General features: G+C 73.4%; 19 protein-coding genes and 29 pseudogenes. 30 read left to right on the top strand and 18 right to left on the bottom strand.

What is annotated here, in order from left to right; genetic code table 11:
• Position 1: 1 nt before the first annotated feature.
• The 21 genes and pseudogenes from UK94_RS56170 to UK94_RS56075 all read left to right on the top strand — a co-directional run.
• A pseudogene (locus UK94_RS56170) lies at positions 2–289 on the top strand (FHA domain-containing protein); the annotation flags it as partial.
• 5 nt (positions 290–294) lie between these two features.
• Positions 295–499 (top strand): FHA domain-containing protein (locus tag UK94_RS56165; RefSeq protein ID WP_235488406.1); only part of this gene is annotated, 205 nt, incomplete at its 5' end.
• Positions 496–748: pseudogene (locus UK94_RS56160) on the top strand (serine/threonine protein phosphatase); the annotation flags it as partial. The gene UK94_RS56165 and the pseudogene UK94_RS56160, both read left to right, overlap by 4 nt.
• A gap of 1 nt (position 749) precedes the next feature.
• Positions 750–960, top strand: a pseudogene (locus UK94_RS56155) (serine/threonine protein phosphatase); the annotation flags it as partial.
• 1 nt (position 961) lies between these two features.
• Positions 962–1,447 (top strand): annotated as a pseudogene (locus UK94_RS56150) (serine/threonine protein phosphatase); the annotation flags it as partial.
• Positions 1,448–1,939: 492 nt separating this feature from the next.
• Positions 1,940–2,236, top strand: a pseudogene (locus tag UK94_RS76180) (FtsW/RodA/SpoVE family cell cycle protein); the annotation flags it as partial.
• Position 2,237: 1 nt separating this feature from the next.
• Positions 2,238–2,848: pseudogene (locus UK94_RS56140) on the top strand (FtsW/RodA/SpoVE family cell cycle protein); the annotation flags it as partial.
• Positions 2,849–2,860: 12 nt separating this feature from the next.
• Positions 2,861–3,025: pseudogene (locus UK94_RS56135) on the top strand (FtsW/RodA/SpoVE family cell cycle protein); the annotation flags it as partial.
• Between the two features lies 1 nt (position 3,026).
• Positions 3,027–3,286 (top strand): annotated as a pseudogene (locus UK94_RS56130) (FtsW/RodA/SpoVE family cell cycle protein); the annotation flags it as partial.
• A gap of 1 nt (position 3,287) precedes the next feature.
• The coding region (locus tag UK94_RS74210) for a hypothetical protein (RefSeq protein WP_268761418.1) at positions 3,288–3,436 on the top strand (149 nt) is incomplete at its 5' end.
• Positions 3,437–3,897: 461 nt separating this feature from the next.
• Positions 3,898–4,206 (top strand): annotated as a pseudogene (locus UK94_RS56125) (penicillin-binding transpeptidase domain-containing protein); the annotation flags it as partial.
• A gap of 1 nt (position 4,207) precedes the next feature.
• Positions 4,208–4,532: pseudogene (locus UK94_RS56120) on the top strand (penicillin-binding transpeptidase domain-containing protein); the annotation flags it as partial.
• Position 4,533: 1 nt separating this feature from the next.
• Positions 4,534–4,726 (top strand): annotated as a pseudogene (locus tag UK94_RS56115) (penicillin-binding transpeptidase domain-containing protein); the annotation flags it as partial.
• 1 nt (position 4,727) lies between these two features.
• The coding region (locus tag UK94_RS56110; protein WP_268761417.1) for a penicillin-binding transpeptidase domain-containing protein at positions 4,728–4,878 on the top strand (151 nt) is incomplete at its 5' end.
• A complete protein-coding gene (locus tag UK94_RS17590) occupies positions 4,875–6,545 on the top strand; it encodes a serine/threonine-protein kinase (protein WP_011607790.1) in 1,671 nt (556 codons plus the stop codon). The genes UK94_RS56110 and UK94_RS17590, both read left to right, overlap by 4 nt.
• Positions 6,542–6,893: pseudogene (locus tag UK94_RS56105) on the top strand (protein kinase); the annotation flags it as partial. The gene UK94_RS17590 and the pseudogene UK94_RS56105, both read left to right, overlap by 4 nt.
• 1 nt (position 6,894) lies before the next feature.
• Positions 6,895–7,043, top strand: a pseudogene (locus UK94_RS56100) (protein kinase); the annotation flags it as partial.
• A 1-nt stretch (position 7,044) separates the two neighbouring features.
• A pseudogene (locus UK94_RS56095) lies at positions 7,045–7,739 on the top strand (protein kinase); the annotation flags it as partial.
• 38 nt (positions 7,740–7,777) lie between these two features.
• Positions 7,778–8,647 (top strand): PASTA domain-containing protein (locus UK94_RS56085; RefSeq protein ID WP_235488403.1); only part of this gene is annotated, 870 nt, incomplete at its 5' end.
• A 35-nt stretch (positions 8,648–8,682) separates the two neighbouring features.
• Positions 8,683–8,933: pseudogene (locus UK94_RS56080) on the top strand (aminodeoxychorismate/anthranilate synthase component II); the annotation flags it as partial.
• Between the two features lies 1 nt (position 8,934).
• A pseudogene (locus UK94_RS56075) lies at positions 8,935–9,333 on the top strand (aminodeoxychorismate/anthranilate synthase component II); the annotation flags it as partial.
• Positions 9,334–9,346: 13 nt separating this feature from the next.
• On the opposite strand, the gene UK94_RS17575 reads toward UK94_RS56075, so the two are convergent.
• On the bottom strand, positions 9,347–10,222 hold the full coding sequence (locus UK94_RS17575; RefSeq protein WP_083866962.1) for a DUF881 domain-containing protein: 876 nt from the start codon (positions 10,220–10,222) through the stop codon (positions 9,347–9,349).
• Between the two features lie 241 nt (positions 10,223–10,463).
• On the opposite strand from UK94_RS17575, the pseudogene UK94_RS17570 reads away from it, so the two are divergent.
• The 3 genes and pseudogenes from UK94_RS17570 to UK94_RS56065 form a co-directional block, all read left to right on the top strand.
• Positions 10,464–10,773: pseudogene (locus UK94_RS17570) on the top strand (cell division protein CrgA); the annotation flags it as partial.
• A gap of 174 nt (positions 10,774–10,947) precedes the next feature.
• Positions 10,948–11,142: pseudogene (locus tag UK94_RS56070) on the top strand (Rid family hydrolase); the annotation flags it as partial.
• A gap of 3 nt (positions 11,143–11,145) precedes the next feature.
• A partial coding sequence (locus tag UK94_RS56065) for a Rid family hydrolase (RefSeq protein WP_268761415.1) occupies positions 11,146–11,340 on the top strand: 195 nt, incomplete at its 5' end.
• A gap of 13 nt (positions 11,341–11,353) precedes the next feature.
• On the opposite strand, the gene UK94_RS17560 is transcribed toward UK94_RS56065, so the two are convergent.
• From UK94_RS17560 to UK94_RS56015, 10 genes and pseudogenes are all read right to left on the bottom strand, one after another.
• On the bottom strand, positions 11,354–11,713 hold the full coding sequence (locus UK94_RS17560; protein WP_011607796.1) for a hypothetical protein: 360 nt from the start codon (positions 11,711–11,713) through the stop codon (positions 11,354–11,356).
• A gap of 52 nt (positions 11,714–11,765) precedes the next feature.
• Positions 11,766–12,073: pseudogene (locus tag UK94_RS56060) on the bottom strand (glycosyl hydrolase family 15); the annotation flags it as partial.
• 1 nt (position 12,074) lies between these two features.
• A pseudogene (locus tag UK94_RS56055) lies at positions 12,075–12,436 on the bottom strand (glycoside hydrolase family 15 protein); the annotation flags it as partial.
• Positions 12,437–12,463: 27 nt separating this feature from the next.
• Positions 12,464–12,545: pseudogene (locus tag UK94_RS56045) on the bottom strand (hypothetical protein); the annotation flags it as partial.
• Position 12,546: 1 nt separating this feature from the next.
• Positions 12,547–12,689: pseudogene (locus UK94_RS56040) on the bottom strand (hypothetical protein); the annotation flags it as partial.
• A 1-nt stretch (position 12,690) separates the two neighbouring features.
• A pseudogene (locus tag UK94_RS56035) lies at positions 12,691–12,777 on the bottom strand (hypothetical protein); the annotation flags it as partial.
• 1 nt (position 12,778) lies between these two features.
• A pseudogene (locus UK94_RS56030) lies at positions 12,779–12,976 on the bottom strand (glycosyl hydrolase family 15); the annotation flags it as partial.
• A 1-nt stretch (position 12,977) separates the two neighbouring features.
• Positions 12,978–13,464 (bottom strand): annotated as a pseudogene (locus UK94_RS56025) (glycosyl hydrolase family 15); the annotation flags it as partial.
• A gap of 1 nt (position 13,465) precedes the next feature.
• Positions 13,466–13,544, bottom strand: a pseudogene (locus tag UK94_RS56020) (hypothetical protein); the annotation flags it as partial.
• 1 nt (position 13,545) lies between these two features.
• Positions 13,546–13,670, bottom strand: a 125-nt coding sequence (locus UK94_RS56015) for a hypothetical protein (protein WP_235488450.1), incomplete at its 3' end; no start/stop codon positions are given.
• Between the two features lie 163 nt (positions 13,671–13,833).
• On the opposite strand from UK94_RS56015, the gene UK94_RS17550 reads away from it, so the two are divergent.
• Positions 13,834–14,325, top strand: a complete 492-nt coding sequence (locus UK94_RS17550; RefSeq protein WP_011607799.1) for a PH domain-containing protein — start codon at positions 13,834–13,836, stop codon at positions 14,323–14,325.
• Positions 14,326–14,360: 35 nt separating this feature from the next.
• Here UK94_RS17550 and UK94_RS56010 read toward each other — a convergent pair whose 3' ends face one another.
• On the bottom strand, positions 14,361–14,813 hold the full coding sequence (locus tag UK94_RS56010) for a rhomboid family intramembrane serine protease (protein WP_235488448.1): 453 nt from the start codon (positions 14,811–14,813) through the stop codon (positions 14,361–14,363).
• Positions 14,814–15,465: 652 nt separating this feature from the next.
• Positions 15,466–15,993, bottom strand: coding sequence for a peptidylprolyl isomerase (locus UK94_RS17540; protein ID WP_011607801.1), 528 nt, complete (start codon positions 15,991–15,993; stop codon positions 15,466–15,468).
• A gap of 280 nt (positions 15,994–16,273) precedes the next feature.
• On the opposite strand from UK94_RS17540, the gene UK94_RS17535 reads away from it, so the two are divergent.
• The coding region (locus tag UK94_RS17535; RefSeq protein ID WP_313949535.1) for a hypothetical protein at positions 16,274–17,071 on the top strand (798 nt) is incomplete at its 5' end.
• Positions 17,072–17,238: 167 nt separating this feature from the next.
• On the opposite strand, the pseudogene UK94_RS17530 reads toward UK94_RS17535, so the two are convergent.
• The 3 genes and pseudogenes from UK94_RS17530 to UK94_RS17525 form a co-directional block, all read right to left on the bottom strand.
• A pseudogene (locus UK94_RS17530) lies at positions 17,239–18,642 on the bottom strand (GMC family oxidoreductase); the annotation flags it as partial.
• A 1-nt stretch (position 18,643) separates the two neighbouring features.
• The coding region (locus UK94_RS56005) for an FAD-binding protein (protein WP_235488401.1) at positions 18,644–19,005 on the bottom strand (362 nt) is incomplete at its 3' end.
• A gap of 106 nt (positions 19,006–19,111) precedes the next feature.
• Positions 19,112–20,689, bottom strand: a complete 1,578-nt coding sequence (locus tag UK94_RS17525) for a hypothetical protein (RefSeq protein WP_055750702.1) — start codon at positions 20,687–20,689, stop codon at positions 19,112–19,114.
• 195 nt (positions 20,690–20,884) lie between these two features.
• On the opposite strand from UK94_RS17525, the gene UK94_RS56000 reads away from it, so the two are divergent.
• The 4 genes and pseudogenes from UK94_RS56000 to UK94_RS74205 form a co-directional block, all read left to right on the top strand.
• Positions 20,885–21,076, top strand: a 192-nt coding sequence (locus UK94_RS56000) for a hypothetical protein (RefSeq protein ID WP_235488400.1), incomplete at its 5' end; no start/stop codon positions are given.
• Positions 21,077–22,361: 1,285 nt separating this feature from the next.
• A pseudogene (locus UK94_RS17515) lies at positions 22,362–23,088 on the top strand (universal stress protein); the annotation flags it as partial.
• Between the two features lies 1 nt (position 23,089).
• Positions 23,090–23,155 (top strand): annotated as a pseudogene (locus tag UK94_RS55995) (hypothetical protein); the annotation flags it as partial.
• 18 nt (positions 23,156–23,173) lie between these two features.
• A partial coding sequence (locus UK94_RS74205; protein WP_268761416.1) for a hypothetical protein occupies positions 23,174–23,219 on the top strand: 46 nt, incomplete at its 5' end.
• Between the two features lie 14 nt (positions 23,220–23,233).
• On the opposite strand, the gene UK94_RS55990 is transcribed toward UK94_RS74205, so the two are convergent.
• The gene (locus UK94_RS55990; protein WP_235488398.1) at positions 23,234–23,926 is read right to left on the bottom strand and encodes a C2 family cysteine protease; all 693 of its coding nucleotides are present in this window, start codon (positions 23,924–23,926) and stop codon (positions 23,234–23,236) included.
• Positions 23,854–25,137 (bottom strand): hypothetical protein, encoded by a 1,284-nt coding sequence (locus tag UK94_RS17510; RefSeq protein ID WP_235488396.1) that lies wholly within the window; start codon positions 25,135–25,137, stop codon positions 23,854–23,856. Before UK94_RS17510 ends, UK94_RS55990 begins: the two co-directional genes overlap by 73 nt.
• Between the last annotated feature and the right edge of the window lie 162 nt (positions 25,138–25,299).

Here is a 25,299-nt window from a genome sequence, read left to right as displayed (position 1 = left end):
GATGGATCCGACCGAGCCCAGCGAACTCGTCCTGCTGATCGTCAAGATCGGTTTTCTCGCCCTGCTGTGGGGATTCGTCCTGGTCGCCGTGCGCGCCGTCCGGCTGGACATGTTCGGCCCGACGAAGCGTCAACAGCGGCGCGAGCCACCGCCGATGGCGCGGCCCACACCCCCTCGGACCCCGCCACAACCGGCACGCAAGCCACAGTCTCCGAGCAAACTCGTGGTGACCAAGGGGCACTTGGCAGGCACAACGATTCCCCTAGGATCGTCACCTGTCACCATCGGANGGGNACAGGACTCGACTCTGGTCCTCGAGGATGACTTCGCATCAGGGCGGCATGCGAGACTCGTGCCCCACGACGGACAGTGGTTCGTCGAGGACCTGGGCTCGACCAATGGCACATTCCTCAACCGTTCGAAGGTGACCAGTCCCATGCCGGTACCTCTCGGCGCGCCGGTCAGGATCGGGAAGACGGTCCTGGAGCTCCACCGGTGAGCCTCAGGCTTCACTTCGCCGTCCGCTCCGATGTCGGGCACGTACGGGAAGGAAACGAAGACTCCGCCTACGCCGGGCAGCGCCTGCTGGCGGTGGCCGACGGCATGGGGGGGCACGCCGCGGGCGAGGTCGCCAGCTCCATGGTGATCTCCCGACTGGCCGACCTCGACGACGACATCGACAGCGACGACCTCGTGACGGAGCTGAACGAGGCCGTCCGCGACGCCAACCGTCAGCTGCGCGAGATGTNGCTGGAGAACAGCGCCCTGGACGGCATGGGCACCACGGTGACCGCGGTGCTCTCCTCCGGCGACATGCTCGGGGTCCTGCATGTCGGGGACTCGCGGGCCTACCTGCTGCGGGAGGGCATCCTCAGCCAGGTCACCCACGACCACACGCTGGTGCAGGACCTGGTCGACCAGGGCCGGATCACTCCCGAGCAGGCGAACACGCACCCTCAGNGCTCGCTGCTGATGCGGGCGCTGGACGGCCGCGAGGTCGAGCCCGACCTGTCGGTGCGCCAGGCCCGGGACGGGGACCGCTACCTGCTGTGCACCGACGGCCTGTCGGGGGTGGTCAGCGAGGAGACGATCCTGGAGACGCTGCTGCTGCCCACCCCGCAGGAGGCGGTGGACCAGCTCGTCGACCTGGCGCTCAAGGGCGGCGGCCCGGACAACATCACGGTCGTCGTCGCCGACATCTCCGAGGACCACGGCGAGAGCCGGCCCTACCCGCTGGTCGCCGGTGCCGCGGCGGAGAAGCGGGTGGTGCCCGGGGCCGCGTCCGCGCGCAGCGGGCCCGACCCGCGCTACCCGGACACCGAGTCCGCGGCGGCCAAGGCGGCCCGGATCGGCCGGTCGGGCTTCCACCGCCGGGACCGCCAGGAGCAGGCCAGCGACCGCGGCGACGGCGAGAGCGACGACGCGGACGGAGAAGGGGACGGCCGACNCCGCTCGGGTCGGCGGATCCTGTTCGTCTCCACCGTCGTGTTCGTCCTCGTCGTCGCGGGGGCCGCGGCGGGGTGGACCTACGTGCGCGGCCAGTACTACGTCGGCGTCGACGAGAACGGGCGGGTGGCCCTGTTCCAGGGGGTGAAGGGCAGCATCGCCGGCGTCCATCTCTCGTCGAAGGTCTCCCACAGCGACCGCCTGCTGTCCGAGATCTCCCCGGCCGATCAGGACGATGTGCGCCACGGCATCCCGGCCAACAGCCGGGACGAGGGGAAGCAGATCATCGCCCAGCTGCACACGCCGGCCCCCACGCGGCAGCCGGTCACCGCGACGCCCAGCCCGTCCCCGACCAACCGTCCCAAGTCCCCGTCGCTGGACCCCGCCGGTCTGATGTCCGCGGCGTGCCAGTCCGCGAGCCCCGCCGGCGCCGCCGTCCCAGGCTGCCCGAGCACGCCCGTACCCACCACGTCCCCGTGACCTCAGGCCAGCGATGACCCGCCCGCCGATACCCCTTCCTCCGCTGCGCAGGCCGAGGTCGGCGGACCTCACCGCGACGTTCGCCGGCCTGCCGCTGCCCCAGGGCACCGACCTGCCGCCGTACCGCCGCCGCGAGCTCGTCCTGCTGGTCTTCGCCGGGGTGTTGGCGACCAGCGCGCTGGCCGCGCTGACCTTCGCCGACATCGGCGAGCTCTCGCTCGGCATCTTCTCGATCGGCCTGGGCTTCTTCTGCCTGTGGGCGCTCGCACACCTCGCGGTCCGCCGGTTCGCGCCGGCCGCCGATCCGGTGNTGCTGCCGGTCGTCGTCGCCCTCAACGGCCTCGGCCTGGTCATGATCTATCGGCTGGACCTGGCCAAGAGCCAGGCGGCCAAGCAGGCCGGCACCCACATCCCGCCCAGCGCCGCGCAGGTGCAGCTCGTCTGGACGCTGCTGGCGGTCGTGGTCTTCGTCCTGGTGCTGGCGCTGGTGCGCGACCACCGCAACCTCTCCCGCTACGCCTACACGGCCGGGCTGATCGGCATCGTCGGCCTGTTGCTGCCCATCGTGCCGGGCATCGGCACCTCCATCAACGGCGCCCGGCTCTGGCTGCGGGTCGGGCCGTTCTCGTTCCAGCCCAGCGAGGTCTCGAAGATCATTATTCTGATCTTCTTCGCCGGCTATCTGGAGAACAAGCGGGACGTGCTGTCCCTGGCGTCGCGGTCCGTGCTCGGGGTGAAGCTGCCGCGCGCCCGCGATCTCGGCCCGGTCCTGGTGGCGTGGCTGGCGAGCCTCGGCATCCTGGTGGTGCAGAACGACCTCGGTTCCTCCCTGCTGTTCTTCGGCATGTTCATGGTCGTGCTCTACGTCGCCACCGAGCGGGCGTCGTGGTTCCTGATCGGGTTCGTGCTGTTCATGATCGGCNCCGTGNTCGCNCACAGCTTGTTCAGCCACGTCCAGGTCCGCGTCGACGGCTGGCTGCACGCCTTCGACGGCGACAACCCGTCGAGCACCTCCTACCAGCTCGTCCAGGGCCTGTACGGGTTCGCGGCCGGCGGGCTCACCGGCACCGGCCTCGGCGAGGGCCACCCGCAGAAGGTGNCCTTCGCCAACACCGACTTCATCATGGCCAGCCTCGGCGAGGAGCTGGGGCTCACCGGGGTGATGGCGATCATCACGCTGTACGCGCTGATCGTGCTGCGCGGTATGCGTGCGGCCCTCGGCGCGAAGGACGCCTTCGGCAAGCTGCTGGCGACCGGGCTGTCGTTCACCCTGGCGCTCCAGGTGTTCGTGCAGGTCGGTGGGGTTATGCGACTCATCCCACTGACCGGGCTCACCCTGCCGTTCGTCTCCTATGGTGGGNCGTCCATCGTGGCGAACGCCGCGATCATCGCGTTGCTGTTGCGGGTCAGCGACAGCGCGCGCCGTGCGCCCGAGCCGGCGTCGGACGCCCCGCTGTTCGATCCGGGCGCGGTCGCCGACAGCCCCACCCAGGTGGTGAAGACGACATGAACCGCCCGGTGCGCAAGGTCGCCGTCGCCTGCCTGGTCCTGTTCGCCGCGCTGCTGGTGAACGCCAACTGGCTGCAGGTCGGCGAGGCGAGNGACCTCAAGACCCAGCCGACCAACGGCCNCCAGATCACCGAACGGCTCGAACGCGAACGCGGGGCGATCCTGGCCGGCGACGTGGAGATCGCGCGGTCCACCCCGTCGAACGACCAGTACAGGTTCCAGCGGCAGTACCCGGCCGGCTCGCTCTACTCCGACGTCACGGGCTACTACACGCTGTTCACCGCGGCCGGGCTGGAGCGCTCCCAGGACGTGTTCCTCTCCGGCGACGACGACCGGCTGCTCGCCAGCCGGGTGACCGGCCTGCTCACCAACAAGCAGCGCCGCGGCGGCTCCGTGGTCACCACGATCGTGCCCGCGGTCCAGCAGGCCNCCGCGCAGGCGCTGGGCAACCGCAAGGGCGCCGTGGTGGCGCTGGACCCGTCCACCGGTGCCATCCTGGCGATGGTGACCAGCCCGTCCTACGACCCGAGCCCGCTGGCCAGCCACACCGAGAAGACGGCGACCAACGCCTACGGCGTGCTCTCCGGCGACCCGGCGCAGCCGCTGCTGAACCGGGCGACGCAGCAGACCTATCCGCCGGGGTCGACGTTCAAGCTCATCACCGCCGCGGCGGCGCTGTCAGCGGGTCGCAGTCCCGACACCCGCGTGTCGGCCCCCGACGAGCTCCAACTGCCGCTGAGCACGGTGCGGCTGCCGAACTTCGACGGCGAGNGGTGCGGCGACGGTGAGACCGACACGATCATCCATGCGCTGACGATCTCCTGTAACACCGCCTTCGCGCAGCTCGGCATCGATCTCGGCGCCGAGACGTTGCGCCGGCAGGCCGAGGCGTTCGGCCTGAACTCGACCTTCCCCGACTTCCCGCTGCAGCAGGCCCGCAGCGTGTTCCCGACCAAGCTCGACGGTGCGCAGACCGCGCAGTCGGCGATCGGCCAGTACAACGTCCGGGTCACGCCCCTACAGATGGCGGAGGTGGTCGCGGCGATCGCCAACGGTGGCACCGAGATGAAGCCCTACCTCGTCTCCGAGCTGCGTGGNCCGGACGAGAAGACGATCAGCCGGACCGGTCCCAAGGAACTCGGCAAGCCGGTGAGCAGCGACGTCGCCGACGAACTCAGGACCATGATGGAGAGCGTGGTGACGTCGGGAACGGGCCGCAAGGCGCGCATCGACAACGTCTCCGTCGCCGGGAAGACCGGAACCGCGGAACACGGCACGGGCGAGCCGCCGCNCGCCTGGTTCGTCGGGTTCGCCCCGTCGGACGCGCCCAAGGTGGCGGTCGCCGTCATCGTCGAGGACGGCGGGGGTGAGCTGAGCACCGGTGGTGCCATCGCCGCCCCCGTCGCGAAACAGGTCATGCAGGCCGCATTGGACAGACCATGAACAACTCGCCGGGTAACCCCACCTCACCGTCGCAGCCGTTCGCGGGCGCCGCCTCGCCGAACACCGTCCTGGACAACCGCTACCGGCTCGACGGCCGGATCGCCGCGGGCGGCATGGGCGAGGTCTGGCGGGGCCTCGACCAGACCCTCGGTCGCCCCGTCGCGGTGAAGCTGCTGCGCCCGGAGTACGCCAGCGACGAGTCGTTCCTGGTGCGCTTCCGCGGCGAGGCCCGCCACGCCGCCCGGCTGTCGCACCCCGGGGTCGCCTCGGTCTACGACTACGGCGAGGTCGCCACCGCGGACGACTACCCCACCGCCTACCTGGTGATGGAGCTGGTGGAGGGCGAGCCGCTGTCGGCCGCGCTGCACCGGGAGAAGCGGCTGTCGCCCGAGCGGATGCTGGACATCCTCGGCCAGGCCGCCGACGCGCTGCAGGCCGCCCACGCCCTCGGCGTCGTCCACCGCGACGTCAAGCCCGGCAACCTGCTGCTGCGCCCGGACGGCGCCGTCAAGGTCACCGACTTCGGCATCGCCCGCGCGGTGGACGCCGCCCCGCTGACCGCCACCGGCATCATGATGGGCACGGCGTACTACGTCTCCCCCGAGCAGGCGTCGGGGCGGCCGGTGACGCCGGCCAGCGACGTCTACTCGCTCGGCGTCGTCGCCTACGAGTGTCTCGCGGGTCGCCGGCCCTTCGACGACCGCAACCCGATCGTCGTCGTGATGGCCCACCAGCAGGACACTCCGCCCCCGCTGCCCGCCGACGTCCCGTACCAGGTGCGGGCCCTGGTCGAGTCGGCCATGGCCAAGGACCCGGCCCGCCGGCCGAGTTCCGCAGGCGCGTTCGCCCGCTCCGCCGCGGGCATCCGGCGCAGTCTGTGGAGCCCGGACACCGGTCGATGGCCGGGCCCGGGCGACGCGCCGGACGCGACCGCGCGCCACCCCGGTCCGGGCACCGGCCTGCCCCCCTCGGGGCCCGGCAGCCGCCGGCCCACCTCCCGTAACCGGCCGCCCTCATGGGTCACTCCCCCGCCGCCGACCAGCGGGCGAACCAGCGGGCCGGGCCGGGCCGGCGCCGGGTCGGACCACACCCAGGCGGTGCCCGGCGGGCCGGCGGGCCCCCCGCACGGCGCCGCCGAGCTGCCCGCGACGGCGATGCACAGCCCGTCGTTCGGTCCCGACACGGGCTATGGCGACCATCGCGGCGAGCAGGGCGGCTACGGCGCCGAGACGGCGTACGGCGAGCAGGGCTACCGGGCGGGCGACCGCGGCGACCGGGCGGGCGACCGCGGCGACCGCCGCGACAGCCGAGACCCGGGCACCCTCTACCGACCGGGTCCCCCGTCGTGGTCCCGGCCACCGGGCGGCCCGCCCGGCCCGGCCGAACCGGACCCGGCTCGGCCGGGCCGGGCGGCCCGGCGCCGATCCGGCCCGGCGGCCCGACGGCCGATGCCGCTACCGGTCCTGATCATCCTGCTGGTCCTGACGGTCGCCATCACCGCCTTCGTGACCAACAAGCTGTTCTCCAGCAAGGGCTCCGAATCGAACTCGGCGGCCACTCCACCAGGAGTGGTGTACGCGAACGCATTCGGTGATGAAATCGTCAGCGGCAACGCCGGGTCGGCGCTCTCCGACGCGGGAGGGGCGACGGCAGGGGAGTATTCGTGACCGACGCGACGGAGATGTACACACCCGACGCGGCGCCGCAGCTCATCGGTGGCCGCTACGAGCTGGGCGCGGGCATCGGCTACGGCGGGATGGCCGAGGTCTTCCGCGGACGCGACATCCGGCTCGGGCGTGAGGTCGCGATCAAGACGCTGCGTCCGGACCTCGCCCGCGACCCCACGTTCCTCGCCCGGTTCCGGCGGGAGGCGCAGTCCTCGGCCGCGCTGAACCATCCGGCGATCGTCTCGGTGTACGACACCGGCGAGGACGTCATCAACGGGACCCACATCCCGTACATCGTCATGGAGTTCATCGAGGGCCGGACGCTGCGCGACGCGCTGCAGGCCGAGGNCCGGTTCACCGAGCGCCGCGCCATGGAGATCACCTCCGACGTCTGCGCCGCGCTGGACTACAGCCACCGGATGGGGATCATCCACCGGGACATCAAGCCGGCGAACGTGATGCTGAGCCCGGACGGCTCGGTCAAGGTGATGGACTTCGNCATCGCCCGCGCCACCACCGCGACGTCCTCGACGATGACGGCGACGGCGGCCGTGATCGGCACCGCCCAGTACCTGTCCCCCGAGCAGGCCCGCGGGGCCCGCGTCGACGCCCGCAGCGACGTCTACACCACCGGGGTGCTGCTCTACGAGCTGCTCACCGGCTCCCCGCCGTTCCGCGGGGACAACCCGGTGGCAGTCGCCTACCAGCACGTCCGCGAGGATCCGGACCCGCCGTCCGCGCACGACCGCGACATCTCCCCCGAGGCCGACGCGATCGTGCTGAAGGCGATGGAGAAGGACCCGGACGACCGCTACCTCACCGCGGGTGAGATGCGCGACGATCTGGAACGGGCGTTGGCGGGACGCCGGGTGCAGGCGATGATGGGAGGTGGTGGCGCCAGCGGTGCCGCCACCACCCTCGGCCCCGCCGCCACCGCCGGTACCGCGCTGCTCGGCCGGGGCGACCGGGCGGGCTACCCGACCCGGGACCGCTACCCCGACGACCGGTTCGACGACGACGCGACCTCCTACCGCGACGACGCCTACGACGACGGCCGCTTCGGCACCGGTCCGTTCGACCGCTACGACCTCACCGGCGCCATCGACCGCCGGGCGGTGCCGGACCAGCAGCGGTCGCAGACGTTGAAGTACGTCCTCGCCGGCCTGAGCATCGTCGTCGTGTTCGTCGCGGTGGNCCTGCTCGCGACCACCTTCCTCGGCGGTGGCGNCGGNGACCACACGGCCAAGTCGTTCACCATGCCCAAGGACCTCGTCGGCCAGTCCGAGCAGTACGCCCGTGCCCGCCTCCAGAGCGCCGGCTACACCGGGAAGCCGACGATCGTCTCGGTGGACGCGCCGGACATGGCGGGCCGGGTCACCAAGGTGGACCCGGACGGGGGCAAGCAGGTCGACGTCGACGCGGTGGTCACCCTGTCGATCGGCAAGGCCGCCGGCGACATCGCGATCCCGGCCGACCTCGTCGGCAAGTCGCAGGCCACCGCGGAGGCGGAGCTGCGCGGGCTCGGCCTGGTGCCGAACTCGGTCCCCTACGCGAACGCGACGAGCCACAAGGTCGGCACGGTCGACAGCACCGATCCGCAGGTGGGTTCCGCCGTCAAGCCCGGCAGCACCGTCCTGCTGAACGTCGTCAGCGACAACGTCAACGTCCCCGACGTGCGCAACCGCTCCTTGGACAACGCCGTCGCCGAGCTCGGCCGCTTCGGCCTGAAGGCGGCCCAGCAGTCGGTGGCGAACAACAACGTGGCCCCCGGCACCGTCGTCGACCAGCAGCCCTCCGGTGGCAACGTCCCCCGCGGGTCGACGGTCCAGCTCTCGGTCGCCGCCCAGGTCCAGACGACCCCGCCGCCGAGCCCCACCCAGACCCCGCCGAGCGACCAGCAGCCGACCGAGCAGCCGGACACCGCCAGCCCGAGCCCCGCGGCCACCCAGCCCCAGCCGAACCCGTCCCCGAGCCGCACCGGCCTGCTCGGTGCGGTCGGCGCCAACCGTGGCAGCGGCACCGGCGCCGGCCCCGGCGCCGGTGGCGGTGGCGGCGCAGGTGCCGGAGCGCCGCAGAACGGGACCGGGACCGGGACCGGATGAGTCCGAGTACCGAAAAGCAGGGAGGTGGCGCGCTGATGCGCATCCTGGTCGTCGACAACTACGACTCGTTCGTCTTCAACCTCGTCCAGTACCTCGGCCAGCTCGACACCGAGTGCGTCGTGCGCCGCAACGACGAGATCACGCCGGCGGAGCTCGGCGACCTCGGTGTCGACGGCGTGCTGCTGTCCCCGGGGCCGGGCACGCCCGAGGCGGCCGGGGTGAGCATCCCGATGGTGCGCGAGTGCGCCCGGCGCGGCACCCCTCTGCTGGGGGTGTGCCTGGGACANCAGGCGATCGGCGTCGCGTTCGGGGCGACGGTCGACCGCGCACCGGAGCTGCTGCACGGCAAGACCTCCCAGGTCCACCACGACCGCGTCGGCGTCCTCGCGGACCTGCCGTCGCCGTTCATCGCGACCCGTTACCACTCGCTGGCCGTGGAGGAGGGCACCCTACCGGCCGAGATCGAGGTGACCGGCCGGACCGACAGCGGCGTGGTGATGTCGCTGCGCCATCGCGAGCTGCCACTCGAGGGCGTGCAGTTCCACCCCGAGTCGGTGCTGACCCAGGGCGGTCACCTGATCCTGGCGCGCTGGCTCGACCAGTGCGGCGACGGTGGCGCCGCGCGCCGGCTGGCACCCGAGCTGTCCGCCGAGGTCGAGACCCTGCGAGCAGCCGCCTTCGCCTGAGCCGGTCTCCGGCTCAGTCCGCCCGGCCCGTCGCGTTGCCCGGGCGGGCGAGGGTCGACGGCCCGTCGTAGGCGGGCATCCTCATGTCCGCGACCTCGCTGACGCGGTAGCCCAGCCGGTAGGCGGCGACGTACTGCTGGTAGATCGCGATCTGCGGGCTGTCGCGAAGCGCAGAGCGCAGAGCGGCCAGGCCGCCGATCGCGGTGATCCGAAACGGCGGTGAGAAGACCTCGCCATGCAGCAGCAGCGTGTTGCCCACGCACCGGACGGCCGTCAGGGCGGTGACCCGCCGATTCATGATCGTCATCGCCTCGGCGCCGCCGGCCCACAGCGCGTTCACGACCGCCTGCACGTCCTGTTGGTGCACGACCAGATCGTCCGGCCCCGGAGCGAGGATCCCCGCCGGATACGGGCCGCGGCGGCTCTCCCGCGGCGCGTCGTCAAGCTCCACGGTCAGCGCCGGCCCGTGCACCGGCGCCAGCCCGGCGGCCGCCGCCAGGCCCGTGACCGGCCCCCCGCCGGTTCTCGGCGACCCGCCGGACTCCGCCGCCGGCCCGGTCGCGGCCGAGCCGGTCGCGGCGGCCGCCGCGGGCCGGCGGGACGCCTCGGCCACCGCGTCGCGTCGCGCCGCGACCCGCTCCGACTCGTCCCCCACGACCTCGGCGATGCCGCCGGGACCCAGGGCGGTGCTGGCCGGGGAGTCGCGCACGCCGTCAGGATCGGCGAACGGTCCGGCGCTGGCGGCGGCGACCCCGGCCAGCAGGCCGAGGCAGCACACCAGCCCGATCGCCACCAGCCGCCGAGCTCGCCGGCCACCCGCCCAGCCGCCGGCAGTCCGATTCCAGCCAGCCAGCCGAGCCGCGCGGATCAGCCGGCCCGCGCTCGCCATCCGACGCCCCTCCCCCTGTCGGCGGATCACCGGTCGGCGGCGCGCGGACACGCCACCACGGACCCGGCCGGGCGATCCGTCCGCCGCGTCGGAGGTATCGCCTCTCGCCGCAGGCTACGCGGCCGGCGACACCCGCGATGCCACGTCGCGACGATCGCCTGACCCCGGTCACCAGCCGCTGCCCGCGCTTTACCCGCTGCCCGCCGTCCAATGTGTTGCCCGCCGTCTAACCTGTTGCCCAGTGCGGGACCGCTACCCGCCGAACCGGAAGGGCGGCGGCGGTCGCCGCTCGTCCACGCACGGCCAGCCGAGGAGTCCCGCAGTGCCCGAGTCACGACGTCGCAAGCCGAAGAAGCCGACGCCGAGCGTCAACGCCAGCCAGACCCGCCGCAGCAGGCCCCCGTCCCCGCCCTGGTTCGGCGGGCTCATCCTGGCCTTCTTCCTCATCGGGATCGCCTACCTGCTCGTCTACTACTTCTCCAACGGCGGCGTGCTGGGAATGGAGGGGTTGGGCGGCTGGAACATCCTCATCGGGTTCGGCTTTGTCGTCGNCGGCCTCGCCGTGTCGACCCAGTGGCGTTAGCCGGGTATCCGCCTGGCCGGCAGTCGTTCCGGCCGGCGCCCGGCACGCACTCGGGCGGACTTCCAGCGGTGTCATTTATCCACAACCGTTGTCCACAAGTGTGGATATCAACCCCCGCGCGCCATTGACGGATAGCGACCACATGCATACCGATCGTCAGCTCATCGCCGGAACATCCCCGTTCGAGGCGACCATCGGATTCTCCCGGGCTGTCCGGGTCGGTGACCGGGTGTTCGTGAGTGGTACGGGCCCCGTCTGGCCGGACGGATCGGTGGCCGCGGACGCGCAGGCGCAGGCCCGGCGCTGCTTCGAGCTCATCGGCGCCGCGCTGGAACAGNCNGGGGCGAGCCTGCGCGACGTCACCCGCACCCGCATGTTCCTCACCGGCACGCAGCACGCCGCAGCGGTCGGGGCGGTCCACCGGGAGCTGTTCGCGACGATCCGTCCGGCCGCCACCATGGTCGTGGTCGCCGGCCTGCTCGACGAGCGTTGGGTCGTCGAGGTGGAAGCCGAGGCGATACTCGGGATTGAGTAGGGCGTCGGTTGTGTCAGCGGGCGAGGACCGCGGCGCGCAGCCGGGACACGGTGCTCTCGGCGTCGTCGGCACCGATGATCAGCCGCCGGAACTCCCCGCCCGGGCGGACCTCGACGACGACCGCCGGCCGCCCCCGGTAGACGGCCGCGAAGGCCTTGCCGTCGCGGGAGCGCCACGTGCCGAGCGCGATCACGCGCGGGATCCCGGTCCCCGGCAGCCGCCATCCGCAGAGCTCGGCGAACGGTTCCGGCGCCGGACGGACGTCGAGGATCTCGTCGAGGGATACTGAGACGTCGCCGCGTAGCGCGCCGAGCCGCTCCAACCCGCTCATGACGACCTCGACCCGCTTGTCCCTGACCTCCAGGCTTGCCACGCCCCCACGTTAGTGCCACAACCGCCGCCGACGCCGCGAATACGGCCGAGGCTCAGGTGGACGGGGACGGGCGGGCGTACGCCTCGGCGTCCTCGGCCCGGATCACGTACATCACGGCGTTGATCAGGGCCAGGTGGGTGAACGCCTGCGGGAAGTTCCCGAGGTGGCGTCCGCTGTTCGGGTCGATCTCCTCCGCGTAGAGGTCCAGCGGGCTGGCCAGGCTCAGCAGCCGCTCGCAGAGCTGGCGGGCCCGGGTCAGCTCACCGATCTCGACCAGGGCCGACACCAGCCAGAACGAGCAGATCAGGAAGGCGCCCTCGTCCCCGGCGACGCCGTCGTCGGTCTCCTCGGTGCGATAGCNCAGCACCAGGCCGTCCTCGGTCAGCTCGTCGGCGATCGCGAGCACGGTCGCCTTCACGCGTTCGTCCGACGCGGGCAGGAAGCCCAGCAACGGAATCAGCAGCAGCGAGGCGTCCAGCGCCTTCGACCCGTAGTACTGGGTGAACACGCCGCGATGGTCGACGCCGGAGTCGCAGACCTCCGCGTGAATCTCCTCGGCGATCGCCTTCCACCGCGCGGCCGTCTTCGTGTCACCGCGCATCTGGGCGAGCCGGCGGCCCCGGTCCAGCGCCACCCAGCACATCATCTTCGACACGGTGAAGTGCTGCAGCGCGCCGCGGACCTCCCACATCCCGCAGTCGGGTTCCTGCCAGTGGGCGGCGGNGGCCTCGACGAGGCGCACCAGCACCNGCCACAGCCGCTCGGAAAGGTAGTCGCGCGACTTGGTGTGCAGGTAGACCGAGTCCAGCACGACGCCCCACACGTCGTGCTGNCGTTGCAGCGCGGCGGCGTTGCCGACCCGGACGGGCGAGGCCCCCTCGTAGCCCGACAGGTGACCGAGGATCTCCTCGTCGATTCGCGGCTCCCCGCCGACCCGGTACATCACCTGGATGTTCTCGTCGTGCTCCGCGACGTCNGCGATGAACGAGAAGAAGTCGTTGGCCTCGTAGTCCAGACCCAGCGTGTAGAGGCCCCACAGGGCGAAGGTGGAGTCCCGCAGCCAGNTGTACCGGTAGTCCCAGTTCCGCTCGCCGCGTGGCGTCTCGGGCAGCGAGGTGGTGGCCGCGGCCAGCAGGGCGCCCGTCGGCGCGTAGGTGAGTCCTTTCAGTGCCAGGGCGCTGCGCTGCAGGTGGCGCCGCCAGGGGTGGTCCGGGAACATCCCGCGCGAGAGCCACTGCCGCCAGAACTCGGTCGTACGGTCCANGGCGCCGCAGGCCTGCAGGTAGGTGTCCGGCAGCAGCGGTTCCTCGGGACGCCAGGTCAGCGCGACGAAGGCCGTGTCGCCCTCCCGCAGGGTCGTGCGGGCCAGGGCACGCCGGCCGTCGAAGCCCAGCCGGAGGTCCGTGCGCAGCCGCAGCGTGATGTTGCTGCCCGCGTTGGCGATCACTCCCGAGGAGTAGTCGTCCTCCTCGTACTCCCAGGACTCCGCCTGGCGGCCGTAGTCGAAGTTCGGTTCGCAGACGAGGCTGAGGTCGACCGAGCCGTGCTCGCAGCGGGCGAGGCGCAGCAGCACGTGGTCGGCGTCCCAGTCGCTGGGGGTCCGCCGGTGGGTGTTGGAACGCTCGTGGGTGCGGTGCCAGCGGCCGACGACCAGGCAGTCGGTGACGATCAGCCAGCCGTTCGGCGTCTGCCAGGTCGTCTCCAGGATGTTCGTCCCGGGCAGGTAGCGGCGCCCGGCCGGGATCTGCGTGNGGTCGGGCCCGAACCGGAAGCCGCCCGCCGAGCGGTCCAGCACCGAGCCGAAGACGCTGGGTGCGTCCGGCCGGGGCACNCACATCCACTCGACGTTGCCGCTGGGCGCCACCAGGCACGTCGTCTCGCAGTCGGACAGGAAACCATACTCGGCGATCGGCGGGAACGGACTGCCCCCGCTGCGTCGCACCGGTGAATGTGCCACCCGTACCCCCTGATCACGACCTGCCACGGCATCTCTCACGCCATCGCCACCCCACCGAGATCAATACAATGAGTGTTGATGAGATAGCGAATAGTAGCCGCTACCCAGCATGGTGCAAGCACCTCGGCCGCCCGGCAACTCGGCAATGTGGTTGCGTGGTGGCGTGACCACGCAGCCCACCGGGTCCGGGGAACCGCCCGGCGCCGACCGTCCGCCGACGTCCGCCGCCTGGTCGCCGCCGCTGTGGCGGGTCGGGCTCTATGCCCTCGGCGGCACGGCGGCGGCGCTGGTGGCCGCCGTCGGTCCGCTGGCGCAGCGGGTCGGCTCGCTCGACGCCGCCGGCCGGCTGCTCGTCGGGGTGCTCGCCGCCGGCCTGTGGGTGCTGGCAGTGCGCGACCTGCTCGCCCGGCCGACCCTGCGGGTCTCCCCCGCCGGACTCGACCTCGTCGACGGGCTGCGCCGCCGGCACCTGCCGTGGGCGGCCGTACTCCGGGTGCGCGCCGGCACCCTCACCCACAATCGGCGCGCGGTGCATCTGCGCACCCTCGAGGTGGAGACGATCGACGGCCCGATCCTGCTCACCCGCCGCCAGCTCGGCACCGATCCAGGCCCCGTGGCCGAGCGCGTCGAGGAGATCCGGCTCCGGCTGGGCTGACCGGCACGGCCGGGGCCACCGCGGCGACCGGCGGGCTACACCAGCGTCGAGGACTTGACGGCCGCCGCGACGAACAGCAGCGCGATCAGGCCGACGACGCCGCCCGCCTGCGCCCACGCCCGCCGCGGGGGCACGTAGGCGTAGATCAGGCCGACGATCACGCCGGCGGCGAGACCGCCGAGATGGCCCCACTTGTCGATGTTGCTGAACGAGAAGGTGATGAGCAGGTTGATCCCCAACACGACGAGGATCTGCCGCGAATCGACCCGCAGCCGGCGGGCGATGACGTAGTAGGCGGCGAAGAAGGCGAAGATCGCGGTGGACGCGCCGACCGAGGCCGTGGACAGGCCGCCGAGCAGGTAGCTCAGCGTGTTCCCACCGACCGCGCCGGCCACGAACAGGCCCAGGTAGCGGGCCCGGCCGAGGATCGCCTCGAGCTGGAAGCCCAGCAGGTACAGCGCGTACATGTTGAACAGGATGTGCAGCACGCCGGCGTGCAGGAAGGCCGCGGTGAGCAGCCGGTAGTACTGGTCGTCCNCCGCGATCCGGAAACCGATCATCGCGAAGTCGTCGGTGAACCGGTTGCTGTTGTCGNCGCCGGCGAGCCCCGGCGCCCCCTGGAGGATGTACGCGACCACGCACAGCCCGATGAGGATCTGGGTGACCAGCCCCTGCCGGGCGAGCTGCGCCCGGCCACCGAGGGTCGTGCGCGGCTCGCGCTCGGGCGGGGCGATCCGCCCGCCCGCCGGGCGGCCCTCCTCCGGGCAGTGGAACCCGACCGCCGCCGGCCGCATGCAGTCCGGGCAGATCGGCCGGCCGCAGCGCTGGCAGGAGACGTAGGTCTCCCGCTCCGGATGGCGGTAGCAGTGCGGAATCGACGGCGCAGGCGAGCCGGGTTGCGGGGTCCAGCCGGGGTGGCCGGCCGGCGGGCCGACGGTGGGCCGCCAGCCCGCCCCGGCCGGGCCGGAGCCCGCGTCGCCCGCGGGTCCGCCCGGCTCCGGCGGCGGCTGGGTCATCGGCCGACCCCGTGAGCGCGGCCGGGTCGCACCCGCCGTGCCGGGCACGACCGGCCGGCCGGCGGCACGTCCGGTGGACTCATGGTCGTACTCCCGCGGGGTCGGGTCCGGCCGGCCGAACCGGTCAGGCCGGCCGACGGTCGATGACGATCTCCTGGATCACGATGTCGGTCTTCGGGCGGTCCTGCGCGGCGGTCGGCGCCTTGGCGATCGCGTCGACGACGTCGGTGCCCCGGGTGACCTCACCGAAGATCGTGTGCTTGCGGTTGAGCCAGTCGGTGGGCGCGACGGTGACGAAGAACTGCGAGCCGTTCGTGCCCGGCCCGGCGTTCGCCATCGCGAGCAGGTAGGGCTTGTTGAACGTCAGGTCGGGGTGGAACTCGTCGGCGAACTGGTAACCCGGGCCGCCGCGGCCGGAGCCCAGCGGGTCCCCACCCTGGATCATGAAGTTCGGGATGACCCGGTGGAAGATCGTGCCGCTGTACAGCGGGGTTCCGGTCTTCTTGGCGCCGCTCGCCGGGTCCGTCCACTCCTGCGTCCCGGTCGCCAGCCCGACGAAGTTGCGGACGGTCTTGGGAGCGTGATCGGGGAACAGACGGATCTCGATATCCCCCTGAGTCGTCCGCAGCGTCGCGTACAGCTCCTCGGCCATGAGCCTCTCTTCTCTTCAGGTCTGGGTCGATGTCCGGTCAGACGGCGCCCGAGCCGGACCCGATCGTATGCGCCGGGCGCAGCCGGCGTTCCGCACCGCCCGCATCGGCATGCACCGCGTGACGGACCCGGGTGCACGCCGCCGGTGCCCCGTGCACACCCCCGGTGCANAGCCCAGGCATGTCACGCCAGGTCGGCGTGACACGCCTGCGGGGGCCCGGCGCGTTGGAGAGGGCGGCCAACGGGGTACGGCACACTGCACAGATCTTGNCCGCCCGCGNCCCCCCGCCACGATCTCGGCTCCAGGGAAGGACGCCATGAGCACCACCATCAAGGACCGTATTTCGCACGTCACCGACACCGCGCCGGTCAGCGGGCTCTCCGACGCGGCGAAGCACGCCGCCGACCGGGCCGGCACGGTCGCCCATCGCGCGGCGAGCATCGCCGGGGAAACCGCCGGCACCGCCGCGTCGGCCACCCGGGACGCCGGCGTGACCGTGGCGCACCGGATCTCCGACGTCTCCGGCTCCGCGACCCGCGGCGGAACGGCCGTCCCGCGCGTCGCGGGCAAGGCTGCGAGCAAGGCCGTCGCCGTCTCCGGGCGGGCCGGCCGGCGGATCGAGAAGGCCCGGTCCCAGGCCGAGCTGTCCGCCGAGCGGGCGCGCGCCGCCGCCGAGCTGCGCTCGGAGCGGCAGCGTTCGCGTAAGGCCGTGGCCAACGAGGCCAAGGCCCGCATCCAGGCCGACAAGGCCCAGGAGATCCTGGAGAAGCGGCTGGCCAAGGCCGAGGGCAAGCTCGCCAGGGTCCACCGTCGGCGCCGCCGCGGCCTGCTGACGCTCGCCCTCGCCGGCGCCGGCGCGGCGGGCACCGTCGCGGTGCGCCGCTACCTGGCCCAGCAGGACAGCCCGACGATCACCGCGGAGCCGGCGCCGATCGGCAGCACGACCGGTTCCGCCGCGGCCACCGACCGGGCGAGCGGCCGCGACGCCTTCGACGACCGCCTGTCGACCTCGACGAACAGCCTCGAGGAGATGCCGGGCGTGGACACGACGTTCGGCGAGCCCAGCCGGCCCCGCTGAGGCGCGCGGCGGCGGCAGCCGGCCGGCGGGCGTCGAGCCCGCCGGGGTCGGTTCCGCCGCCGACGTCCGTCCCGGCCCCGGCCTCGGCCTCGGCCAGGATTTCGTGCGGCCGGGGTGTGGGTCGGCCCGGCTCGGGTGGGCCGGGCCGGCTCGGGCGGGCGGGCCGGTCAACGGCGCGGCGCCGCGGCCGGATCGCCGATGCGGTACGCGCCGGGGGCGTCCGCCGGAACGGCCGGTCGGGCCGGCGCGCGGGGATCGACCCGCCGGTAGGGCTGGCCCATCGTCGGACGGGGGTCCGCTTCGCCCTTGTTCGGCCAGAACGACATGGCCCGTTCGGCCTGGGCGGTGATGGTCAGCGACGGGTTCGCCCCGAGATTCGCCGAGATCGCCGCGCCGTCGGCCACGTGCAGGCCCTCATAGCCGAAGACCCGCTGGTAGGGGTCGATCACGCCGGTGGACGGGTCCGCGCCGATCGGGGCGCCGCCGAGGATGTGCGCGGTCATCGGGATGTCGGCGATCTCCCCGACGGAGCCACCGGGGTAGCCGCCGATCCGGGCTGCGATCCGGCGGACGGCCTCGTTGCCCGCCGGGATCCACGACGGGTTCGGATCGCCGTGGCCCTGCCGGCTCGTCAGCCAGCGAAGACCGAACGGGCCGCGCCGCAGCGACACCGTCAGCGAGTTGTCGCGCGCCTGCATCACCAGAGCGATCATGGTCCGTTCGGACCAGCGCCAGGGCAGCCCCATGGCCAGTGCGTGGTGCGGGCGGACCAGTAGTTCCCGCAGGTACTTCAGCCATCGCGGCGCCCGGCCCCCGCCGTCCGTCATCGCCGCGCTGATCAGGGCCATCAGGTTGCTGCCCCGGCCGTAGCGGACCGGTTCGACGTGGGTCTGCCCGTCCGGGTAGAACGACGACGTGATCGCCACTCCGCGGGCGACCCGGCGGTCCGGGCGGAACCGCGTCGCGCCGAGGATCGACTCGGAGTTCGTCCGGGTGAGCTCGCCGAGCCGGGGGGACAGGGCGGGCAGGTCCCCGCGCTCGCGCGCCGAGAGCAACAGACGCTGGGTCCCGAGGGTGCCGGCGGCCAGCACGACCTGCCCCGTGGTCAGCGTGCGCCGCCCGCGCCGGGGCATCCCCGGCGTCCGGGCGACGTCGACCTCGTACCCGCCGCCGGGCCGCGGGCGGATGGCGGTGACGGTGGTGTCGGGCAGGACCCGCGCGCCGGCCCGCTCGGCGAGGAACAGGTAGTTGCGGTCCAGCGTGTTCTTCGCTCCGCGGCGGCAGCCGGTCATGCACTCGCCGCATTCGACGCAACCCGTGCGGCCGGGCCCGACCCCGCCGAAGTAGGGGTCGGGTACCCGGACTCCCGGCTCCTGCCGGCCGTCGCGGCCGAAGAAGACCCCAACCCGCGCCGGGGCGAAGCTCGGCCCGACGCCCATCTCGTCCGCCACCGCGTGGAACACCTCGTCGGCGTACGTGGTCGTCGGATTCGCGGTCACCCCGAGCATCCGCTCGGCCTGCTCGAAGAACGGGGCCAGCTCGGCCCGCCAGTCGGTGATGCCGCGCCACTGNGGGTCGGCGTAGAAGGCGTCGAGCGGTCGGTACAGGGTGTTCGCGTAGACGACCGATCCGCCGCCGACCGCCGTCCCGGACAGCACGATGACCCGACCCAGCCAAGTGATCTTCTGGATGCCGTGGCACCCCAGCCGCGGCAGCCACAGGAACCGGCGGATGTGCCAGTTGTTGCGCGGCAGCGTCCGCGGGCTGAACCGGCGACCCGCCTCGACGACGAGGACCCGGTAGCCCTTCTCCACGAGGCGCAACGCGCTGACGCTGCCGCCGAAGCCACTGCCGACCACGATCACATCCGCGTCGAGGCCACCCGCGTCGAGGCCACCCGCGTCGAGATCGTCGCCGGATCCGCGTTCCGCCATGCCTGTCACCTGCCGCCGTCGACGCCGGCCTTCCATGATGACCCAGCGACCGGCCTGCGCAACACCGCTCGGCGGGCGCGGCCCACCGCCACCCGGCGGGATCCGCTCAGGCCGCGCCGTCCGCCGCCTGCTGCCGTTCCCGCAGCCTGGCCTCCCGCGCCGCCTGGGCGGCTCGCTCGATCGCCTCGAGCGGCGGCCGCGGAATCTCCACCGGCGGTGCCTCGGTCGTCGCGGCCGCGGAGCGTTTCGGCTCGGCCGCGGCCGGCCGGCCGGCGCCACGACCTGCCCCACTCGGGCGGTTGAACCGGCCCCGGGGGGAAGGGGCTGACGGCGACTTCAACTGGTCGGCCCGGCGCTCCCGGCAGGAGCGGCACTCGCAGTCGGTCGACGCCCGCGGCAGCCGGTCAAGGCGCCAGGACAGGTTGTCGATCTCGTCACCATCCCCGACCAGTACCCCGGTCTGGATGATGTGGACGAGGTGCAGGGCCAGCGTGACCGGATCCCAGTTGTCCTCGTCGAAGATGATCTGCAGCTTGCCGAAGATCTCCAGGAAGTCGGAGGTCGGGCGGCGCATCGCGTTCGCCAGCACGTTGATCACCTGCGTGGCGGCGAGAGTCATCGGCGCGGGCGGCGGCGGGGGCAGTGGAACCGTGGGTGCCGGAGCCTCGTCCGCCGCGTCCTCGTCCGCCGCGTCCTCGTGCACCCCGTCCTCGTGCACCCCGTCCTCCCGCGGGGCCTCGTGCCCGAATGCGTGCGCGGTCGCATCGTCCAGCGGGGGCCGCGCTGCGGGCGCCTGGTAGGCCGCTGCCTGATCCGTGGGCTCCGCCGCGGCGGCCTCGGCGGAGATCGGCTCGGTGACGGCGGTGGCCGTGGGCGCGGCCGGGTGCGGCGGCGCGGCCGGCGCGACGGTGGCCGGTTCGTCCGGCACTACGGGTGCGTCCACCGGCTGGTGCGGATGGTCCTCGCGGCGCCAGTCCTCGGGACGCTGATGGGGCTCGGCTCGCTGATGGGGCTCGGGATGCTGGGTCGCCTCGGGGCCGAAGGGACCACGATCGCGCGAGGGGACGAGGTCGACGACGAAGCCGCCGGCCCGGTCCTGCGCCTCGCCGCCCACGGTCGCCATCTCGCGCTCGCGGGTGCGGCGCCGGGCGGCGCCCTTCGGGTGGGAGCCGGCACGGCTGCGGCGCCCGCGGCGGCGGCCCGACTCACGCGAGGACTCGTGGGTTCCCGCGGCCCCGGCGCGCGTCTCGCCGGTCGGTCCGGCGGTCGCCTCGAGAGGCGACTCGACCAGGCGGACGAGACCGTCCCGGACCATCGAGTCGGGGATGCTCAGGGCGAACCGGGTCGTCCTGCCGGCGGCCGGCCGCGCCACGGTGGTCAGCCAACCCTGCCGGCGCAGCAGGGAAACCTGCCGCTGCACGTGGGTCCGGCTGTAGCCGGTCTCCTCCTGCAGGGTGATCAGCCCGGGACCGCTCACCGCCGCACCGGCGGGGAGGAACTCCGGTGCCTCGGCGAGGTGGCACGCCAGTGTGCACGCGACGAGTTTCGCCGCGGAGGGCATCGATGCGCGCAACACGGCCCGCTGCCATCCGCTGCGGTCCGCGATCAGGGTTCCCGGCTCCTGCACCGTCTGAACCGAAACCAGAGCACCAGGGATGGTGAGCTGGATCGTGTCCGGCGGCACAAGCCTCCTTCCCTCGGCTGGATCACTCGATGCTGACGGACTGCCCGGACCCGATGCGGTCACGGCCGGGTGTCCGGGGATCAGTCCCACCGGAACGGGCTCGGTGGGACGAGAGCGGGTCGACGTCTGTTCAGGCACCGTACTCCGCACCGGGTCAAGCGGCTCCTGTGGAGGGCCACCGCGGTCACATGAAGNGGACATGACTCCATCACCGCCGTTGGGTGGTCGTGGTGTGACAGAAACATCAAACATCGCCCGACTGCTGCAAAGCAAAAAGATGGCGGCGCGGCCACGAAAGGGCCACACCAATGCCGCAGAAAGGCAAGGCCAAAGCAGCCGAACAATTCGGCCGATCAAGCCGCCGAGGACAACCAGGCATCGAAATGATCGGTATTCTTCGGCCGAGTCCCTGGCCTTCCNACGAGGCGGCGGAGGTGACCGTGAGCAGGAGNCCTTCCGCACCACGCCCACGCCGGGCGGCACGCCCGACTCTGGTTCACCCCACCGCCCGGCGGCCGCCCGCGTCGCCTCCCGCCGGACGCCGTCCCGGTCCGCCCCTGGACACCCGCACGGCGGGCGCGCAGACGACCGGATCTGCCCCGGGCGCGGCGCCCGGCGCACAATCATCGCCTCTCCTCGGCCATCCCAGGCCTGCAGGGGATGGCCATTCACCAGCGGCCCCGCCCGGCCACACTCCCGACGCCGCCACGAACCGGACGGGCCGGCCGCAGCCCCGCGCGCCGCGGGGAAGCGGCGGCGGCGAGGTGGCCTGGAGGCCGCGGAAGGCCGGCCGCGGGAATTCCAGACCCCGCAGTGACGCTTCCCCGTCAGGGCCGAGGCCCCGAGAACCAGCGGCTTCGCTGCCGGCGGACAGGGCGGACAACACCGCTCCGCCGGCGAGTCAGCGCGCGACGGGCCGCCATTCTTCCGAACATCACGTCATATCCTTGCGCGATCTTTCCGGGTGATTCTGGCGTCCATTCCCCGCGCGTCCGGAGCCCGCCGCGGGCCGGGGCACCGTGCGACAACCACCGACCGACGGCGCCGGCCCGGGTCGGCCGGTACATCAATGCCGGAATTGCGGGGCAGGNCACGGCCGGCAACATCCCGTCGCGCCCGGTGACGAATGCCGCCCGGCGGCACCGTGATTCGCGCGCGGCCAGATTGGCATGATCTGCCGGATCATATGGATCATTGCCGGATCACGGCCAACCGAGACGGTCACGGATCAGATACAGCCGGGCTTGCCCAACCACGGCTCACACTCCACCGACTTTCCCGCCGGCAGGTGGGACGGAAAAGTCCCGGGTAGCGCGTGCGCGGCGACAACCCACGGTGAGAACACCACAGCGGGCCGCCATGCGGCCGGCTGCGCCCCGGACCCTCCGGACGACCGGGAAACGGCGGACAGGAACATCGAACCCATCCGTCTGCCTATGGAGTCACCACGCTGCGGGCCCCGGTGGCCCTGGCCGGGTGGTCGGCCAGGACGGTCGGACCCTGGGTGATCGGGTCATGGTGGCCAGCCCAGGAGGGTCGGCCCAGGAGGGTCGGCCGCGCGGGGCGGACCGCCGGCCGGGCCCGCTCGCCCAGGGTTCCCCACCGGCGGGCGGGGTATTCCGACCGTGCTTCCGCGAACGCGGCGCCACCCGGGCGGCGAAGGAGGCGGCGGATGGCCGACATCGTGGTCGGGGTCGACGGCTCAGCGGGCTCCCACGTGGCGTTGTGCTGGGCGTTCGACGAGGCTGAGCGGCACGGCTGCGGGCTGCGGGCCGTGGTCGGAATCGGGCACGGCGGACCGCCGCGGCCGGAGGCGGCCGACGGCCTGGCCGAGCGGGCGGCCCACGCGCTGCACGAGACCGTCACCGCCTCGGCCCCGGCCGGATCCTCGGTCCACGTGGCCGAGGAGGTCGTCGATCAGCCCGGGGCGGAGGCCCTGCTCACCGTGGGCCACAACGCCCGCATGATCGTGGTCGGGGCCCGCGGGCGGGGCCTGCTGCACCGACTGCGGGTCGGCTCGGTCAGCGCCTCGGTCGCCGTGCACTCGCCGGCACCGGTGGTGATCGCGCGCGGCGGCGACCCGGCCCAGACCCGCGGCCGACCGTCGCGAGCGGTGGCCGTGGGCGTGGACGGCTCCCCGAACTCACTCGCCGCCCTGGGCTGGGCCGCCGAGGAGGCCGACCGGCGCGGGGTTGCGCTGATCCTCGTGCACGCCTGGCTCGCGGCGATACCGCTCCCCTTCGCCGAGGCCCCCGGGGAGATCACCCAGGCGCTGGAGGAACAGGCCCGGGCCGCGCTCGACGAGGCCGTCGCCGCCGTGCACGACGCCCTGCCCGCCGGGCTGGAGCTGCGACGCCGGGTGGTGCCGGACTCACCGACCCAGGCCCTGCTCGCCGCCGNCCGGGAATGCGACCTCGTCGTGGTCGGCGCCCGCGGCCATGGCGGGTTCGCCGAGCTGCTGCTGGGNTCGGTCAGCCATCAGTNCATGATCCACTGCCCGACTCCCGTAGCGATCATCCGTCGGCGGTAGGCGGTAGCGGGCCGTCACCGGGTGGGTCCGTGCACGACCGTGTGCACGTCCGCCACGACCTGCGACCAGGCATACCACCGGACGTTGTCCGCACCCGGCGCGGGATCCCAGGGATTGCGCAGCAGCACCCGCCCCCGCGCGGCATCCACCGCCAGCGCCGGGTACGCGTGGGCGGCGACGAGGCCGCCGGACCGGGTCCGGCTCCGGGTCGCGAGCACGACGACCTCGCCTCGGTCGAGCAGGGCCGCGAGATCCGCGACGCTCGTCGCGCGGGCGGCTCGCCGGCTCGCCGGCCGTCCGGTGAGGGTCCCCAGGGCGAGCGAGGCGCTGCCGAACCCGATCGCGGGGTATCCGCCGTGCAGACGGGCGTAGGCCTTCTCGTAGAGCGCCGGCCAGAGCTCGGGCTGGCCCGCGGCGTTGTCGCCGTCCATCGCGATCTCCTGGACCCCCTCGCCACGCTCGCCCTCACGGCCGGTGGACGCGGGTGCCGACAGCCGGCGTGCGGGCAGCATCGCGGTCACCGTCACGCCGACCGGTGCGCCCGAGCCCGGGTGGAAGGTGATCGTGACGGTGCCGTTGGGGTTGCGGCGCAGCCGTTCGGTGAGCAGGGCGGGGTCCTGCCGGGCGATTCCGATCAACGCCGCGGCGAGGTAGCAGTCGGCGACGGCGCCCTGACCGACGTCGCCGGGGTCGGCGCCGTCGCGCACGATGGCGTCGCCGGACCGGTCCACCCCGACGACCGGCCCCGACCGCTCGCCGCCGGGGGGCGGCGGGGCGGCGGGGCGGCGGGTTCGAGCCATGGCAGGGCCCGCACCAGTTCGCCGAGCAGGTCGGGCGGCGCCCCGGCGAGCAGGTCGTCCGCGAGGCCCGCGAGTTCGGCCGCGGCGAGCACCGCCCCCGGCTTCGGCGTGCCGGCCAGCCGCGCGGCCATCGCGCCGAGAGCGGTCAACGGCCCGCCCCGCAGCAGCCCGATCACACCCGCGCGAGTCGGATCCGGCAGGTCCGCCAGCCGCGCCCGGACCGCCCGCAGCCGGTCGACGCCGAGAGTGTCCGGTACGGCGTCGGACCTGGCGCCGGCGCCGGCGCCGAACAGGGCCAGCAGCCCCGCCGCCACGGCCAGGGCGGTCGGCGACGCGGGCCGGGCAGGCGACGGCACGAACCGGGCGGTCGGCGAGGCGGGCCGGGCGCCGGGCGGCCGGCTGATCCGTTCAGGTGGACCGCCCGGCCCGACTCGACGCAGGGTGATCGGCGCGGCGGCGAAGCGGGCCATCCGCAGCTCGATGTCCCCGGCCGCGTTGGGAGCCTCGACCGCCACGAGCCGCAGCCCGCGCCCGGCCATCCCGACCGTCCCGGTCGGCGAGCCCATCCGCGCCAGGGTGCGCTCGGTCTCCCCGACGGCGACGGCGACCGTGCGGCCCAGCGCCGCCGCCCGGTCCGCGGCGGCGCGCAGGCGCGCGGCGAGGACGCCCAGCAGGACCGGATCGAAGCGAACCGGCGCGCCGCCGCTTCCCCCGGCCCCGGCCCCGGCCTCGGCCGACGCGGGCCGCCCGATCGGCCCGGGCGGCACGGGCGGCACGGGCGGCACCCGGGACGAGGTCGGTCCGGGCGAGATCGCCGCGGCGGACCAGGGACCTGGTGCGGGCAGCGCCCAGGCGGAGCCGGCCGCGAGCCGGTCGAGCAGCGCGGCGCGGGCCAGCAGCGCCTCGGCATCCGCGTCGAGGGCTGCCTGCCAGGCGAGGACGCGGCCGTCGAGCCGGGCGCGCAGGGGCGAACCGGTGCCACCCGTGCTGCGGACCCCGCTGAGCACCGCGGCCACCTCGGTGGCGGCCCGGCGCAGCGCGGCCGCGTGCCGGCCCAGGTCGTCAGCGGTGCCGGCCGACACCACGGCGCCACCCCTCGGAGCAGGTCCCTCGTGCATGCGCCCGTCCGTCCGACTCGGCCCATCCCGATGATCAAAGGTTAACCCGACCGATCCGCCCTCACCGCGCCGGCCGCGGGGCCGCGACCGAGGGCACCGAGGCGCGCTAAAGTTTGATCATTTAGCCACGTGTGCCGCGCGATCACGTGACCGCGGCGCCGA

The sequence above is a fragment of the Frankia sp. AvcI1 genome (assembly GCF_001420875.1).
GTDB classification, from domain to species: domain Bacteria; phylum Actinomycetota; class Actinomycetes; order Frankiales; family Frankiaceae; genus Frankia; species Frankia alni.
Note: the sequence above shows the minus strand (reverse complement) of the source record. Positions and strands in the feature narration are given on the sequence as shown.